This is a genomic window from Peribacillus sp. NPDC006672, from assembly GCF_050274955.1.
Taxonomy (GTDB): Bacteria; Bacillota; Bacilli; order Bacillales; family DSM-1321; genus Peribacillus.
On record NZ_JBNNOR010000002.1, the window covers coordinates 448,084 to 462,312 of the forward strand.

Consider the following 14,229-nt stretch of genomic DNA (forward strand, 5'->3'; position numbering starts at 1 on the left):
TCCAATATACTCGCGTCCTTTTTTCCCAGCGAAATGATGCGTTGTACCATCCTTCAAAGTTTCTAGAATGGGCTCTAACGATCTAGAGTAGTTTGATTCTTATCTATCCAAGCTTGACGTCCAAAAGCCACACATCGCTCAATTACACTTCTCATCGTAGTACAAATTCAAGTCGAATTTTGTCTAAAATTATTTAAAAATTCTAATATATTAAGCTGACTATTTTAGTTTCGTTCGTTAGTATAATAATGGATATGCCTTCAATAATATACCAATAAAGAAAGTTATTAATATTGAAGAAAAAATTTATTTGTCTTTTTCTTGTCGTTCTAGCTTTATTTACTGGGTGTTTCTACTGGCATTTAGTAGAAAGTGGTAATTTCGAAGGCGCACAACAAGCATCCGCTGTTGTGCCGAAAGTTCTTCCTGCTATAGCAGCAATTGGTACCGCAGCTATAGTTGCACAAGCAGGAGTAAGAGTAGCGACAGGAGTAGGTAAAGCTGTTGGAGCTTGATCCAAAGTCGACGTAAAATCAACAATAAGAAAATAAGTTCAAACTGGAGATGTATATGATTGAAGAAGTCTATAAATATTGATTATTGGTATGAAAACACACTAAGTAATAAAGTGGAATTATGGATGATACTTCCGGAAAAAGTCATCAAACAATCAAAAAAAACTAAACAAGTACATAATGTTCCAACAGGTGAGATTTTAAGTTATTTCGTCCTCCAAAAAAATGAGAAAATACATTTTAACTTTGATGTGGACTGGTATAAGCCCGAAAATCATGGTACTTCATTGACAAATGAAGAAAAAAAATATTATTTAAGAAATACCATTCTCTCTCCTATTAATGAAGAAACAACAACTCTTGCAAAGAAAATTACTGAAGGTGAAAAGAGCGAAAAAGATCAAGCATATGAAATCTTTAAACATATTGTGAAAAGCTACAAATATAAATATCCTCCGATTAGTAGAGGTACACTATCTTTTTTAAAAGAAAGAAAAGGAGATTGTGGAGAGTTCTCCTTTTTATTTTCTTCATTATGTAGATCTATTGGGATACCCACAAGGACGGTTTTTGGTGGATGGTCAGATGGAAAAATGAATGGTCATGCTTGGAACGAAATTTTTTTATCCGGTGTGGGCTGGTTTCCGGTAGACACAAGTATGGCCAATATACTAAGAAAAAATTGCTTTAGTTTTTTAACTAGTAACATAAAGACCATGCATTGGAAAAAATATTTTGGCCAAACAGAGGAACAACGAGTTGTTTTTTCTAGAGATGCAGAAATAAAACTCTCACCTTCTTATAATGATAGTGTGGACAAATCAATGTTGCTTCAACCGTTTTATATTAATGATGCGCCCTTTTATTGGGGACAAGAATCTTTGAATGGTAACGCTCCTTATTTGCAACCAGCATATGTAAAGTTTAATGGGGATTTAGATATTTCTATTACTACAGTTAAATCAGATAATCTAATTGGAAATTGGAAGACAAAAGAAAACGGACTTAGAGGTGTCTTAAATTCAATAAAAAAAGGACTTCTTTTCCCCTCTGTAATAATTATGATAATGAGTTTCCTTTTGGACAATCTCATTTTAGATCTAGTCTATAAGATTGGTTTCATTAGTGTATTCCTATGTTTTATTTTAAGAAAAGAGAGGCCTGTTATATTTAGTATTCTATTAGCTTTAATGGTTCTCTCCATGCTATCTACAATATCTCGATTGAGTACATAACCCTTGTGAGGTGATTGTAAGAGAGCGTAAAATATCTTGTGTAAATGAATAAATAGAAAAAGGAAGACCTTTTCTTGTAGAATTAAGTCACCACAACACAATTCAAAGAAAAGAGGTCTTCCCTTGAATCAGTTTACAACAGATATTGTCCAAGCTCTAGTAAAAACGAAGATATTACGAAGGCTTTTCGTAGCCATTTAGAATTGGCTGTCTACACGCTCTTATTGAGCGAACTAACATTAGATTACGAAAAATATGACCGGATTGGCTTTAACTCTGGCAATTCTAGAAATGGTTCCTATACGCGTATCTGCATACTGAGTTTGGAGATCTTCAACTTGCTATCCATCGAGATCGTAATGGAGAATTTAAACAACAAACCGTAGCGCCCTATCGTCGTTCAAACGATACACTAGAAGCATTCGTGATTCATATGTTTCAAAAGGCGTGACAACCTCTGAAATTGCCGATCTCATCGAGCGTATGGAAATAGATTCTTCAAGACATTAAAGAACATGGTGCGGAAGAAATCTTATTATTTGTATCAGATGATTTAAAAGGCATCACAGATGCCATTCTCTCCATTTAACTGAATTAAAAGAACTAATTGGTTACGACGAGAATTCTATTGCAGAAACCCTAAATGTACTTATTCTAGATGAACTAGTAACAGATAATGGTGAGAAGATATATATAACTCAAAAGGGAAAAGAAATTCTAGCTAAACTTTGGTTTATACATGAATAAGTGGAAGGCTTAGCACAAAAGAAAAGAACAATTTTACTGATTATTTAATTTGTGTAAGACAAAATTTGGCACTTACTAGTCTTTGAATATTTTTATTACAAAGCGAACAAAAGAAGGATTCTGCTAATAATGACATAATGAAAAAGGCGCCTGATTATGGCGCCTTCTTTGTCATTGATTGACTTTTAGTTTTTGTCTTTGTTTTTGAGTCTTCATAATGAACCAAATGACTATAAGTCCGATGGGGATAAGCAAGAAATTAGCATATTGTGAAAAGATGGCTCCTGCCTGCTCCCATTTCGGTCCTAATTTATACCCTAGATATACATAAACGCTTGTTACAGGAAGCATCGCCATATAGGTATATAAAATGAATTTCCAAATACTCATTTTCAATATTCCGCATGGCAGCGAGACAGCGGTACGAATTCCTGGTACAAACCGTCCAAAGAAGGCAATTCCCCCACCATACCTTTCAAAAAAGCGGTCGGCCCTGTTCAACTGCTCATCTTTGATCAGAAAGTATTTCCCAAACTTTAATACAAGCGGCCTTCCGCCATACTTACCTAGAGCATAAAGCGTCAATGGGCCCGTTACCCCACCAAGCGAACCGGCAAGTATAGTCAAGTATAGATTCATATCACCTTGATAAACCCAGTATCCGGCCAGTGGCAAGACTATTTCAGCAGGAATGAATTCAAAAGTTAAAGCTAGCAAAACACCGAAATAGGATAAAGATTTAAACGCTTCAATCATATCCATTATTAAAGTTTCCATAGAGGTTTCCCCTTTTCTAACTTTTTTTACATATGAAAAGGGGTGCTCCCAAATTGAATTCGGGCACCCCTTAATTTCAAAAAGTTCATTTTCCATTGTATCACAAATACATTAACAATTTTCCATAATAAAGCTTTCGGTGGTTTACCATGGGAATCACTAATGACCGGATTGGTACCTAACGCTAGTTCTCAAATCATAAAGGGGGTGGAAAGCCTACTCAATCCATCCTCCATTTGTTTTTTGGCATCTTTCATCATGCCATCAAGTAATTCCTTAACCGTGGGTATATTGTCAATCAATCCGGCAACCTGGCCGCTGTTCATAAAACCATTGTTAACATCCCCGTTCATTGCACCATTAATATGATGGACTTCGGAGGTCATTTCACGATAATTCATAGGAGACAGTCCCTGTTTTTCCAAATCCAGAACTTTTTCCGTGTATGGATCCTTCAATACTCTTCTGACCTGTCCAACGGATCTGCCCAATATAAACGTATCATCACCCATCGCTTCGATTAATTTCTGTTTATATGATGGATGGAACGGTGCTTCTTGTGTAGCGATCAGCCTGGTTCCTAACTGGACTCCTGAAGCTCCCAGCATCAATGCAGCTGCCACCCCCTGTCCATTGCCGATTCCGCCAGCTGCCAAAACTGGCAGCGTCACATGCTTGCTAATTTGCGGAATGAGTGTAAAGGTCGTCAATTCCAGGTTCGAATTGATGCCGGCAGCTTCAAACCCTTCCGCAACCAACACATCGGCCCCTGCAGCTTGCGCTTTTTGCGCGTGCTTGACCGATGCGACTATGGCTATCACTTTTATATTCTTTTTTTGCAATAATGGAATGAAAGGGGCAGGATTTCCTGCAGATAAGGATACTACAGGTATATCATGCTTAAGGACAAGATTGATTAACTCATCTGTATATGGACTAACATTGATTGGAATATTCAATGCGAAATTGTTATTGGTTTTATCTTTGGTTTCGAGAATGATGGCTTCTACCTGTTCGGGATTCATGGTACCGCACCCTATTGTCCCTAGGCCCCCTGAATTGGATACTGCTGCCGCAAGACTTGCATTGCTTATATTTCCCATGCCCCCTTGAATAATTGGGTATTTTATCGAAAAAAGTTCACAAATATATTTCACTTTTATCCCTCCCTGTCCAATTAATGTTATACTATATTCATTAGAAAAACAATTCTGACTTTTCCAAAAGGAGCGAGACTATGATTATTCCGTACAATAATAAGAAACCTTCTATTCACGAAACCGTTTTCATTGCACCCGGCGCTCATTTAATTGGTGATATTTCGATTGGGAAAGAATCGACCATTTGGTTTAACTCCGTTCTGCGCGGTGATGAAGATTCAATCACAATAGGAGATAAATGCAGTATTCAAGATAATTCCACCATTCATTTATTTGAAGGATGCCCAGTTTTCATTGAAGACGAAGTGACTGTCGGTCATAACGTTATCCTACATGGTTGTAAAATTGGCAAACGATCCATTATCGGCATGGGTTCAACGATATTGGATAATGTAGAAATCGGCGAGGAATGCATTGTCGGTGCGAATACATTGATTTCCTCCGGGAAAAGCATACCTCCACGTTCGCTGGTTGTTGGCTCCCCAGGGAAAGTGGTTCGCAGATTGAATGATAAGGATCTTGAATTGATCCAACTTTCGATTGATACATATGTTCAAAAAGGAAAGGACTTCAAAGGGATACTTGATTAATTATCACAAAGAGAAATTCCCTGTTGTCTTTGTTGAATATAATAATGTAGAAAAGAGCTTCGGCAAGTCGTCATTAGCAACTGGCTGAAGCTCTTTTTCACTTGATGATAAGAGGATGATCTTTAGCATCATAGGTTTCGTCTTTCCGGCATAAATCATTGTTTTCCTGAAATACGCTTTCAAAGAAACGGCTAGCTGGTTCAGCCAAGACTTGATAATACTGGCTAAATAAAAGAGCAGCATGATTCCCATTCCACTTTGAAGGCAGAAGTTCCTTTGGCAGGCCCGGATCGATAAATAAAAATTTACGGTATTCATGCACCAAGTTCGTTCGTTCCACAAAACAATCAGCATCGGACATTTCCCCCCTGCTAATGATGCTTTGATGAACGATGAATTGCTTGCTGTATTTCTCGATGAATTCTTCATATTTATTTTCAATCTCTTCTAAATGCCAGCTCTTCTCGACAAGCGATTGATTTTCTTTTGGGCCCTTGTACTCTGAAATGAAAAAGTCTACATACTCATTAATGTCATATTTCTCAATCAAGCGATGGATTTGTTTCTCCAAATCATTAGGGGAAATCCAGCAACCACTGGAAAAACTGCCAAACCCGCTCCATATTAATTCTTTACGAAAATCATCCCGTAATTGCCGCTTATCTTCAGGGATCGTATACATTAAGACACGCCATTTTCCGTCCCAATCATTTGGTTTCATCTTATAAATGCGATTCGCCGCTTCATCCATTCGCTGTACACCGCGATCGGTCAAAAAGTAATAGCTTTTATTTCCCTGCTTCTCTGACTGAATCCACCCTTGCTTGACCATTCGTGAAACGGCTACACGTACGCCCTGCTCATTATGACCGAATTCCTTTAATAACCGAATTAAACTGCCTATCCAGATTTTACTTCCATAGTTACGGATATAATCGCCGTAAATCGTAAAAATCATGGATTGCGTATTAGTTCCTATTTTTCTCACCTCATTCTCACATTGTTACTAATTTCATACGGACGACATAATTGTTATTATATCTTTTTAAAATGAAACCGCAATATCATTTACCCGTAAAATGCGTTTTCCTCCGTTCACTAAATGCTTGGAGTGCTTCCAATCTGTCTTGAGTCGGGATGGTCAATTCATAGGCTTTTCCCTCTATGGCCATTCCAGTTTGCAAGTCTGTATTCATTCCTTGGGTAATCGCATATTTGGCTTGTTTGACTGCAATCGGCCCATTTTTCATGATATCGGCTGCCAATTCCTCACAGACTGCCATAAGTTGATCCCTTGGCACGACCTTCAAAAGGATCCCTAACCGACATGCCTCTTCTGCAGTCAATTTTTTAGCAGTGAATATTAATTGCTTTGCTTTCATTTCCCCAATCAACCTAGGCAGCCGCTGTGTACCGCCTGCTCCTGGAATAATGGCCCAGCTAGTTTCAGTGAGCCCCAAAGAAACACCTTCTGCAGCAATTGCAAAGTCACATGAAAGCAGCCATTCAAAGCCTCCCCCCAATGCATATCCATTGACGGCAGCTATCGTTGGCTGCGGAAGCCCTGCTATACTATTAAAAACATCGCGAATCGATTTAACGTTCCTTCTTACTTCCACATCATTCAAAGTCTTCCTTTCCTTCAAATCCGCTCCTGCGCTGAACGCTTTTTCCCCTGCACCCGTGAAAATGACGACACGGATATCGTCGTCCGCATAAACTGCATCGATGACTTCCTGCAGTTCAGAAAGTGTCCCATAGTCGAAGCAATTCAATACGTCGGGTCGATTCACTGTTATATAGCCGATTTGATTTTCCACTTTATAAATAACATTTGACATGTTTCTTCCCCCTTTTTTAAAAAATGCCCCTTAGTAAACAAAACTAATAAGGGCCCATCATCCATCATTTTCAATATTTTCTATAATGGCGGATACGCCTTGGCCAACGCCTACACACATCGTCGCAAGACCATAGCGTACTTTCCGCTTTTTCATTTCGTGGACAAGTGTTGTTAAAATGCGCGCCCCACTTGCACCAAGCGGATGGCCAAACGCTATTGCCCCGCCGTTGACATTCACTTTCTCCTGATCCAATTTCAATTGGCGGATGCACTCCACGGATTGGGAAGCGAATGCTTCATTCAATTCCACTAGCCCGATGTCTTCAATCGTCAAACCTGCTCTCTCCAATGCCTTTTTAGTGGCATAAATTGGACCAAGGCCCATAATGGATGGTTCTAAGCCCGCTACCGCCCCTACAACATATTTTGCCAGAGGTTTTAATCCAAGCTCCCGTGCTTTTTCTGCACTCATCAAAAGTAATGCCGAGGCTCCATCATTTACACCTGAAGCATTACCCGCCGTTACACTTCCACCTTTAAAGATTGGTTTGAGTTTTTCCAACTTTTCGATGGTCGTGTCAGGACGGGGGTGTTCATCTTTATCGAAAATGACCTCATTCCCTTTACGATCCGTATATCGAACAGGTACGATTTCATTAATGAAACGCTCATTTTCCACTGCGTTTTTCGCTCTTTGCTGGCTTTGAAACGCGAATCGATCTTGGTCCTCCCTCGAAACCGAAAAACGCCCTGCGACGTTTTCAGCCGTTTGAGGCATGGAATCCGTGCCATACATTTCTTTAAGTTTCTCATTCGTGAAACGCCATCCGATCGTTGTATCCTGAAGCTCCATTGAACCCCGCGGAAATTCACTCTCAGGTTTGGCCATGACGTACGGCGCCCTTGTCATGCTTTCAGTCCCGCCTGCGATATAAATATCGCCTTCACCTACAGCAATGGAGCGTGCAGCATACATAACGGCATCCAGTCCGGATCCACACAAACGATTTATTGTCGTTCCAGCTACGTTTACCGGAAGACCAGCTAAAAGGGCGGACATCCGGGCCACATCGCGATTATCCTCTCCTGCTTGATTTGCATTCCCGAAGATGACATCTTCAATTTGATCTGGCGGCAGCTCTGGATTGCGATCGGTCAGCGCCTTGATTACAATTGCACCGAGGTCATCCGGGCGAACGCTTTTCAACGCGCCTTTATATCTTCCAATTGGTGTTCTAACAGCATCGATAATCACAACATCCTTCATTTCCTCACCAGCTCGCCATCTTTTGTATAATCGTACACACCTTTACCTGACTTACGGCCGAGCCTGCCAGCTTTAACATACTGTTCAAGGAGGGGGGCCGGGCGGTATTTCTCACCAAGTTTACTATGTAAGTATTTTAAATTATTCAAACGGGCATCCAATCCCACCAAATCACCTAGCTCAAATGGTCCCATTGGGTAATTCAGCCCTAACTTTATTGCCTTATCTATTTCTTCTGGTGTTCCTAAACCTTCTTGAAGCATAAAGAACGCTTCATTACCTACCAGACAGCTGATCCTGCTGGTAACAAACCCAGGGAATTCATTTATGACCACGGTTTCTTTTCCCATTTTTCCGGCTACCTCTTTTACTATGGCTGCCGTTTCATCGCTGGTTTCAAGACCACGTACAATTTCAACGAGTGGCATCTTTTGTACAGGATTGAAAAAATGCATGGCGATCGTTTTTTCGGGACGCTTTCCATAAGAACCAATTTCCGTAGGGCTCATCGTAGAAGTATTGGTTGCAAAGTAACAGTCCTCTTTTGCATGGACTTCAATCGTTTCGAAGACTGCCCTCTTAATTTCCGCCTTTTCCGGAACTGCTTCTATGATCAAGTCGGCATATGCTGCTGATTCTTTCAAATTGGAAGAATAGGAAAATCTGCTTTTTGCAGCTGTAGCTTCTTCCTGGGTGATTTTTTGGTAGCGCACACCCTTCTCAAAAATGGCATCGATTTCTTTTCTTGCACTTTCCAAAGCATCCTGATTCACATCCACCAGTACTACATTAAAGCCTCCTGTTGCTCCTACATAAGCTATTCCCCTGCCCATGACACCAGATCCGACAATCACTAGATTTCTAATCATTCGTTCATTCCTCCTTCAAAAATAAATAGGGCTGGCTACGATGAATCAGATCAGCATTCATCCATTTCTGAATTACTTTTCCGACATACCGTTCAGCCAGCCTCCTATTTTATGTTTTATTAAATTCCAAAGGGATTTAAGGGACGGCTTCCATGATAGGAAATGATGCTTTTCGTTTCTGTATAAAGATCAAGTGTCTCAATACAAAGTTCCCGGCCGAATCCTGACTGTTTATACCCTCCGAAAGGTGTTCCAGGAAATGCGGAGAATGGGCAATTCACCATGACGATTCCCGCTTCTATTTGATTGGCCACTCTAGTCGCACGCCCGCCATCCTTTGTCCATAGCGCTGAACCCAAACCGAATTCTGTATCATTCGCGAGTCTCACGGCTTCTTTTTCATCTTTGAATTTCATTATGACAACGACCGGCCCGAATATTTCCTCTTTCACTACATCCATTTCATGATTGACATTCGCTATGACCGTCGGCTCATACCAATAACCGTTTTCGAAACCTTCAATGACAGCTAGCTTTCCTCCTGTCAGGATTTTCGCTCCATCAGTAATGGCAGATTGTACATAATTGTCGATGACATCCAATTGCCCTTGATCTATGACTGCACCGACATGTGTTTCTTTGTCGAGTGGATTGCCCAATTTCAATTTTTTCGTTTTTTCTACGAATCTGGCAACGAACTCATCATATATGTCTTCGTGAACGTATAAACGGGATCTAGCTTCGCAAGACTGCCCAGTATTGTAGAAAATGCCATATAATGATCCATCTATAGCTGCTTCAAGGTCTGCATCTTCAAAGACAATATTAGGGGACTTACCGCCAAGCTCCAATGTCACCCTTTTTAATGTCTCTGAAGCTTTGCCCATCAGATCCCTGCCGATTGGAGTAGAACCCGTGAAGGCCACCTTATTCACTTTCGGATGCTCGACAAGGTAATTCCCTACGTCCGACCCAGGACCTGGAATGATATTGACAACGCCGGAAGGAACACCAGCTTCTAAACAGATTTCCCCTAATACAATGGCAGTCAGCGGCGTTAACGAAGCTGGCTTAACAATGACTGAACAACCAACTGCGATTGCAGGAGCAATTTTCCAAGCTGCCATCATCATCGGGTAATTCCAAGGGATGATTTGAGCACAAACACCTACCGGCTCTTTTTCCGTATAGTTATGGAATTGACCAGGTACATTATTGACGGATCCGCGGTGTGCAACTAAAGCGCCTGCATAAAACTCGAAATCTTCAATTGCCTGCATGACTTGGCCTTGCGCTGCAGAAATGGATTTACCGCTGTTCAGAACCTCCAACTCTACCAATTCATTAAATCGTGAACGCATGATTGCTGCAATTTTGTTCAAAACACGAGACCGTTTATTAATCGGGGTCCTCTTCCATTTCCCGTTATCAAATGCTTCTCGTGCAGCTTGAACAGCTTTTTCTGCATCTTCCTTGGTCGCCTTGGCAACCTTGGCAATGATTTCCCCTGTCGCAGGATTGTATGCATCAATAGTGGAACCATCAGAGCTTTCAACTCTTTCTCCATTAATGATCAGATGATAATAATCACGCTTCATTTCCGCTTTTTCAAATGCTGCCTCTTGAACTCTAACCATATAATCCCACTCCCTTTTCTATATTACTTACCTATGAATTGAGCCTTCCTTTTTTCAGTGAATGCTGCCACACCTTCAGCATAATCCTTCGTTAAGCCAGCAATTCGCTGACCCTCCGCTTCTTCTTTTAAGTATTCTTCCAATGAAAGGTGATAGGAAGCCTCTAAGTATCTTTTGATTAACCCGATTGCTTTAGTTGGCTTGTTCGCGATATTCTCTGCAAAGGCTTTCAATTGCTCGTTCCATTCTTCCACACCGATCACTTTTGTAGCGAGCCCGATATTTTTCGCCTCGCTAGCCGTAACCTTTTCCCCCAATAAAGATAATTCCAAGGCTTTCGCATGACCAACGATCCGCGAAAGGTAATACAGATTCCCCGAATCAGGTATCAAACCGATATTGACAAAAGCATTTACAAAACTGGCTTTTTCAGAAACAAGCCGGAAATCGCATGCCAGTGCCAGGCTGAAGCCAGCCCCTGCTGCTACTCCATTGACTGCTGCAATGATCGGTTTTTCACAGCTTGCTATTTGTTGCATCATTGGACCGTAATTCTCACGCAGCATCTGACCTAAATTCATGCTTTCATCAACATCCGATAAATCTTGCCCAGAACAAAAGGCCCTGCCTTCGCCAGTAATGGTAATGGCCCGTACTTCATCGGACCCCGCAGATATTTTGATCGCTTTCTGTATTTCCTTATTCATCTGGGACGTAAATGCATTAAGTTTATCAGGACGGTTCAAAGTAAGCCAAGCCACTCCGTTTTCAACCCTATATTTGATTGTTTCGTACATAGAGCACCCCTTATCGGCCTGTAAAATTAGGCTCTCTTTTTTCAACGAATGCTTTCATTCCTTCTTTTTGGTCCTCTGATGCAAAAAGAAGATAGAAGTTCTTCCGTTCAAATTGCATGCCCTCATATAAGGGATAATCAACGGCTTTATTGACGGATTCTTTAATAAGCCTTACGGCTAACGGGGGTTGCTTTGCTATCCTTTTAGCAAAATCAACCGTTTCTTCCATTAACAATTCAGGAGCAACGATTTTATTAATGAAACCATATTGCAGAGCTGCCTTTGCGTTTATCCTTTCAGCCGTCAATATCCATTCAAGTGCTTTCGTCTTGCCTACCAATTTCGTCAACCTTTGGGTTCCTCCTGCACCAGGCATCACTCCCAGTGTCACTTCAGGAAAGGAAAATTGGGTATCGCTGGCGGCAATCAGGAAATCGCAGGATAAAGCAAGTTCAAAACCTCCGCCGAATACAAAACTTTTCACCGCACCAATCACAGGCTTCTTGACTTGGCTAATTCGGTCCCAATCGGCAAATTGGTTCGTTAACTCCATACTGATAGGATTGTCGTTCACCATCTCGTCAATATCAGCGCCTGCAGAAAATGCTTTTCCATTGCCCGTAAGCAAGATCACCTTCACTTGTGGGTCCCGGTCGAATTCTTCCATGGTGGAAACTATTTCTCTGACCATTTTCCTGTTAAGGGCATTCAGCTGCTTCGGCCGATTTAAAAAGATATAGCCAATGCCATCCCCGATTGACGTTTCAATGAATTGAAGCGCATTCATTTTACTTCTTCGCCTATCATCATCGTTACAAGTTTCCCGGCAAAGCCCATTAGGTCTTTCCCAGATGCTTTTCCTTCCGGGGAACGCATTCCTTGTTGTAATGCATCGTGGTCTTCATAATACATTTCACAAAGAATGTAATACTCTGAATCTTTGCCCATTGGGGTCCCGACTATTTTAGTAACCTCCATTTTTTGAAGGCCAGGAATTTTTTCCGTTATCGGACCATGTACATTGAAATAGTGCTCATCGAATTCTTCCTTGTTTTCAGGTTGTTTGTATAGCGCGATTAACTTTACCATTTTATAGAACCTCCATTTTATTAAATCATTTTTATCATCGGTTTCATCGCTTCGAACGGGTTTTTGCATGCTTTACAATATAAAATACTGCGGCAGGCCGTTGGACCGAAGATATTTTCCATCGTGACATATGTCGATTCACAATATGGGCAATCCACATGCCATGATCCATCACTTTTCATTTGTCGGGGAGGAGGGGAGATTCCGAAAACCTTCAATCCAGCTTTCCCCTTTTCCGTAATTCGATCGGATGTCCAGGAAGGGGAACGTAAAAATTCCACACTTACGTTTTTTACGGCAGGCAGCTGTCGAAGGGCTGTTTCCACATTTTTTTGAATGATCGGCAATGCCGGGCACCCAAGAAAAGTTGGCAGCATTTTTACAGAAACGTCCTGGCCTGAAACTGTCACGTCTTCAACCATCCCTAAATCCAGAATACTTACTGTATCGATTTCGGGATCTTTAACGTCTTCCAGGAGCTTATATAATTCTTCTGTGTCTAACTGTACGGTCGACATGATACCCCTCCCCTTTTCTATTGATTCACCATGAAGCTGCTCTATCTGTTGCGTACACTTCGCTTAACGTTTCTAACGCCTTTTCCAAATCCTCCGTATGCTGGCCATTACGACCATCACCTTGGGCCATTCCTATTTCAATGGTTGTTGCCAAGCCAACACTTTCAAAAATTGGGGTAATAGCCTCGATCCACTTTTTCTGTAAGTCAGCTTCGCCTTCTATCAAGCCAAGCTCAACCATTTCCTCACCATATTGTCCAAGTGAAAATACGCCAGCGAAATCCGGTATCGTTTTCTCAATCGCAGTCTTCATTCTCGAAACCGCTTCTTGGTGACCAGAACCCAGCAATTGGACGAACCATGTTTTCCAGTGCATCAAATGATAGTAAAGTTCCATCTGTACCTTTTGTGCCACTTCAGCAAGCGGTTCATATGAACTTGATTGAAGGGATTGAACCTTAATCGATTTGGCTTGGGTATAAAAATAATTCCGAACTACCGCAAACGCCCAATCATAATCCGGGTTTTTCATATAGTAACCAGGACCATTGACCAATTCGAGAATGATTGCATTACGCCGTTCCTTGGCGGGACGGTCGTGAGCCAGCTTATCAGCATCCCCTTCACCGAGTTCATCAAGCAATTTATAATATATGGCTGCATGCCCCATCGTGTCTTGTGATATCGAAGCGGATGCAACATCTTCTTCGATATGCGGTGCGAGTCCCAGCCATTCTGCACCTCGGTATGAATGGATGAAGTCATCGTCCGCCAGGTGCAGCAGCAATTCCTTGATTGCGATGTTTTTCAATGATTCATTCTTCATTTTTCACACCTCCAGCCCAAGACATTATCTCTTTTTCATCAAGCATTCCCTGCTCATACTTCCGCCATTTTTTCTTTAAATAGCCATACCCTTTTGTAGTCCTGTAATCTTTATTATCAATACGTTGAAGCGTTTTCTTTTCCTCAATCGTCATTTTCCGTATATTCTGTCTTTTGACGACCCAGATATCATCAACTGCTTCACGTCTCATGAAATTTTCTTGTGCCATCATGATGGCGATATCCTCATTGGGGGCAAGCAGGCTAAAGTGGTATTGAACGGGTGAAGATTGCGTTTTACGGCTAAATACTTCAAATTCTTCAAAGTAATTTTCTTGTCTAGTTTCCATATTGTCCTTC

16 protein-coding genes and 1 pseudogene are annotated in these 14,229 nt (G+C 41.2%); 4 read left to right on the top strand and 13 right to left on the bottom strand.

Annotation, left to right across the window (positions count from 1 at the left end; translation table 11 throughout):
- Nucleotides 1-293: 293 nt before the first annotated feature.
- From ACQKKK_RS05595 to ACQKKK_RS05605, 3 genes and pseudogenes are all read left to right on the top strand, one after another.
- The gene (locus ACQKKK_RS05595; RefSeq protein WP_427614678.1) at nucleotides 294-515 is read left to right on the top strand and encodes a hypothetical protein; all 222 of its coding nucleotides are present in this window, start codon (nucleotides 294-296) and stop codon (nucleotides 513-515) included.
- A 59-nt stretch (nucleotides 516-574) separates the two neighbouring features.
- Nucleotides 575-1,750 carry a transglutaminase-like domain-containing protein gene (locus tag ACQKKK_RS05600; RefSeq protein ID WP_427614680.1) on the top strand — a complete coding sequence of 392 codons (1,176 nt, stop codon included), beginning with the start codon at nucleotides 575-577 and terminating at the stop codon, nucleotides 1,748-1,750.
- 123 nt (nucleotides 1,751-1,873) lie between these two features.
- Nucleotides 1,874-2,236, top strand: a pseudogene (locus ACQKKK_RS05605) (transposase); the annotation flags it as partial.
- A 432-nt stretch (nucleotides 2,237-2,668) separates the two neighbouring features.
- Here ACQKKK_RS05605 and ACQKKK_RS05610 read toward each other — a convergent pair.
- Nucleotides 2,669-3,274 (bottom strand): DedA family protein, encoded by a 606-nt coding sequence (locus ACQKKK_RS05610; protein ID WP_427614682.1) that lies wholly within the window; start codon nucleotides 3,272-3,274, stop codon nucleotides 2,669-2,671.
- A 191-nt stretch (nucleotides 3,275-3,465) separates the two neighbouring features.
- A complete protein-coding gene (locus ACQKKK_RS05615; RefSeq protein ID WP_427614684.1) occupies nucleotides 3,466-4,431 on the bottom strand; it encodes an NAD(P)H-dependent flavin oxidoreductase in 966 nt (321 codons plus the stop codon).
- A gap of 80 nt (nucleotides 4,432-4,511) precedes the next feature.
- Between ACQKKK_RS05615 and ACQKKK_RS05620 the strand changes: the two genes are divergently transcribed.
- Nucleotides 4,512-5,024 (top strand): gamma carbonic anhydrase family protein, encoded by a 513-nt coding sequence (locus ACQKKK_RS05620; RefSeq protein WP_427614685.1) that lies wholly within the window; start codon nucleotides 4,512-4,514, stop codon nucleotides 5,022-5,024.
- 97 nt (nucleotides 5,025-5,121) lie between these two features.
- Here ACQKKK_RS05620 and paaX read toward each other — a convergent pair whose 3' ends face one another.
- The 11 genes from paaX to paaB form a co-directional block, all read right to left on the bottom strand.
- Nucleotides 5,122-6,003, bottom strand: coding sequence for a phenylacetic acid degradation operon negative regulatory protein PaaX (gene paaX / locus ACQKKK_RS05625; protein WP_125161165.1), 882 nt, complete (start codon nucleotides 6,001-6,003; stop codon nucleotides 5,122-5,124).
- Nucleotides 6,004-6,088: 85 nt separating this feature from the next.
- Nucleotides 6,089-6,865, bottom strand: a complete 777-nt coding sequence (locus ACQKKK_RS05630) for an enoyl-CoA hydratase-related protein (RefSeq protein WP_427614687.1) — start codon at nucleotides 6,863-6,865, stop codon at nucleotides 6,089-6,091.
- A 57-nt stretch (nucleotides 6,866-6,922) separates the two neighbouring features.
- Complete coding sequence (locus ACQKKK_RS05635; protein ID WP_427614689.1) at nucleotides 6,923-8,134, bottom strand: acetyl-CoA C-acyltransferase; 1,212 nt, start codon at nucleotides 8,132-8,134, stop codon at nucleotides 6,923-6,925.
- Nucleotides 8,131-9,003 carry a 3-hydroxyacyl-CoA dehydrogenase gene (locus ACQKKK_RS05640; protein ID WP_427614691.1) on the bottom strand — a complete coding sequence of 291 codons (873 nt, stop codon included), beginning with the start codon at nucleotides 9,001-9,003 and terminating at the stop codon, nucleotides 8,131-8,133. The genes ACQKKK_RS05635 and ACQKKK_RS05640 overlap by 4 nt, the downstream gene beginning before the upstream one ends.
- 119 nt (nucleotides 9,004-9,122) lie before the next feature.
- Nucleotides 9,123-10,640 (bottom strand): aldehyde dehydrogenase family protein, encoded by a 1,518-nt coding sequence (locus tag ACQKKK_RS05645; protein ID WP_427614693.1) that lies wholly within the window; start codon nucleotides 10,638-10,640, stop codon nucleotides 9,123-9,125.
- Between the two features lie 23 nt (nucleotides 10,641-10,663).
- Nucleotides 10,664-11,437, bottom strand: coding sequence for an enoyl-CoA hydratase-related protein (locus tag ACQKKK_RS05650; RefSeq protein ID WP_427614694.1), 774 nt, complete (start codon nucleotides 11,435-11,437; stop codon nucleotides 10,664-10,666).
- Nucleotides 11,438-11,447: 10 nt separating this feature from the next.
- Nucleotides 11,448-12,224: an enoyl-CoA hydratase/isomerase family protein gene (locus ACQKKK_RS05655; protein WP_427614696.1), complete on the bottom strand. Its 777-nt coding sequence runs from the start codon at nucleotides 12,222-12,224 to the stop codon at nucleotides 11,448-11,450.
- Nucleotides 12,221-12,526 (bottom strand): EthD family reductase, encoded by a 306-nt coding sequence (locus ACQKKK_RS05660; protein ID WP_352922276.1) that lies wholly within the window; start codon nucleotides 12,524-12,526, stop codon nucleotides 12,221-12,223. Before ACQKKK_RS05660 ends, ACQKKK_RS05655 begins: the two co-directional genes overlap by 4 nt.
- A gap of 20 nt (nucleotides 12,527-12,546) precedes the next feature.
- A complete protein-coding gene (paaD, locus tag ACQKKK_RS05665) occupies nucleotides 12,547-13,044 on the bottom strand; it encodes a 1,2-phenylacetyl-CoA epoxidase subunit PaaD (RefSeq protein ID WP_427614698.1) in 498 nt (165 codons plus the stop codon).
- A 25-nt stretch (nucleotides 13,045-13,069) separates the two neighbouring features.
- On the bottom strand, nucleotides 13,070-13,870 hold the full coding sequence (paaC, locus tag ACQKKK_RS05670) for a 1,2-phenylacetyl-CoA epoxidase subunit PaaC (RefSeq protein WP_427614699.1): 801 nt from the start codon (nucleotides 13,868-13,870) through the stop codon (nucleotides 13,070-13,072).
- Nucleotides 13,860-14,219 (bottom strand): 1,2-phenylacetyl-CoA epoxidase subunit PaaB, encoded by a 360-nt coding sequence (gene paaB, locus ACQKKK_RS05675; RefSeq protein WP_427614701.1) that lies wholly within the window; start codon nucleotides 14,217-14,219, stop codon nucleotides 13,860-13,862. The genes paaC and paaB overlap by 11 nt, the downstream gene beginning before the upstream one ends.
- Between the last annotated feature and the right edge of the window lie 10 nt (nucleotides 14,220-14,229).

What these genes read in the sequence shown, in the direction of transcription:
- paaD (WP_427614698.1), bottom strand. Translation starts at nt 13,044, where the DNA reads ATGTCGACCGTACAGTTAGACACAGAAGAATTATATAAGCTCCTGGAA.
- ACQKKK_RS05645 (WP_427614693.1), bottom strand. Translation starts at nt 10,640, where the DNA reads ATGGTTAGAGTTCAAGAGGCAGCATTTGAAAAAGCGGAAATGAAGCGT.
- ACQKKK_RS05640 (WP_427614691.1), bottom strand. Translation starts at nt 9,003, where the DNA reads ATGATTAGAAATCTAGTGATTGTCGGATCTGGTGTCATGGGCAGGGGA.
- ACQKKK_RS05630 (WP_427614687.1), bottom strand. Translation starts at nt 6,865, where the DNA reads ATGTCAAATGTTATTTATAAAGTGGAAAATCAAATCGGCTATATAACA.
- ACQKKK_RS05620 (WP_427614685.1), top strand. Translation starts at nt 4,512, where the DNA reads ATGATTATTCCGTACAATAATAAGAAACCTTCTATTCACGAAACCGTT.
- ACQKKK_RS05610 (WP_427614682.1), bottom strand. Translation starts at nt 3,274, where the DNA reads ATGGAAACTTTAATAATGGATATGATTGAAGCGTTTAAATCTTTATCC.
- ACQKKK_RS05660 (WP_352922276.1), bottom strand. Translation starts at nt 12,526, where the DNA reads ATGGTAAAGTTAATCGCGCTATACAAACAACCTGAAAACAAGGAAGAA.
- paaC (WP_427614699.1), bottom strand. Translation starts at nt 13,870, where the DNA reads ATGAAGAATGAATCATTGAAAAACATCGCAATCAAGGAATTGCTGCTG.
- ACQKKK_RS05655 (WP_427614696.1), bottom strand. Translation starts at nt 12,224, where the DNA reads ATGAATGCGCTTCAATTCATTGAAACGTCAATCGGGGATGGCATTGGC.
- ACQKKK_RS05635 (WP_427614689.1), bottom strand. Translation starts at nt 8,134, where the DNA reads ATGAAGGATGTTGTGATTATCGATGCTGTTAGAACACCAATTGGAAGA.
- ACQKKK_RS05650 (WP_427614694.1), bottom strand. Translation starts at nt 11,437, where the DNA reads ATGTACGAAACAATCAAATATAGGGTTGAAAACGGAGTGGCTTGGCTT.
- paaB (WP_427614701.1), bottom strand. Translation starts at nt 14,219, where the DNA reads ATGGAAACTAGACAAGAAAATTACTTTGAAGAATTTGAAGTATTTAGC.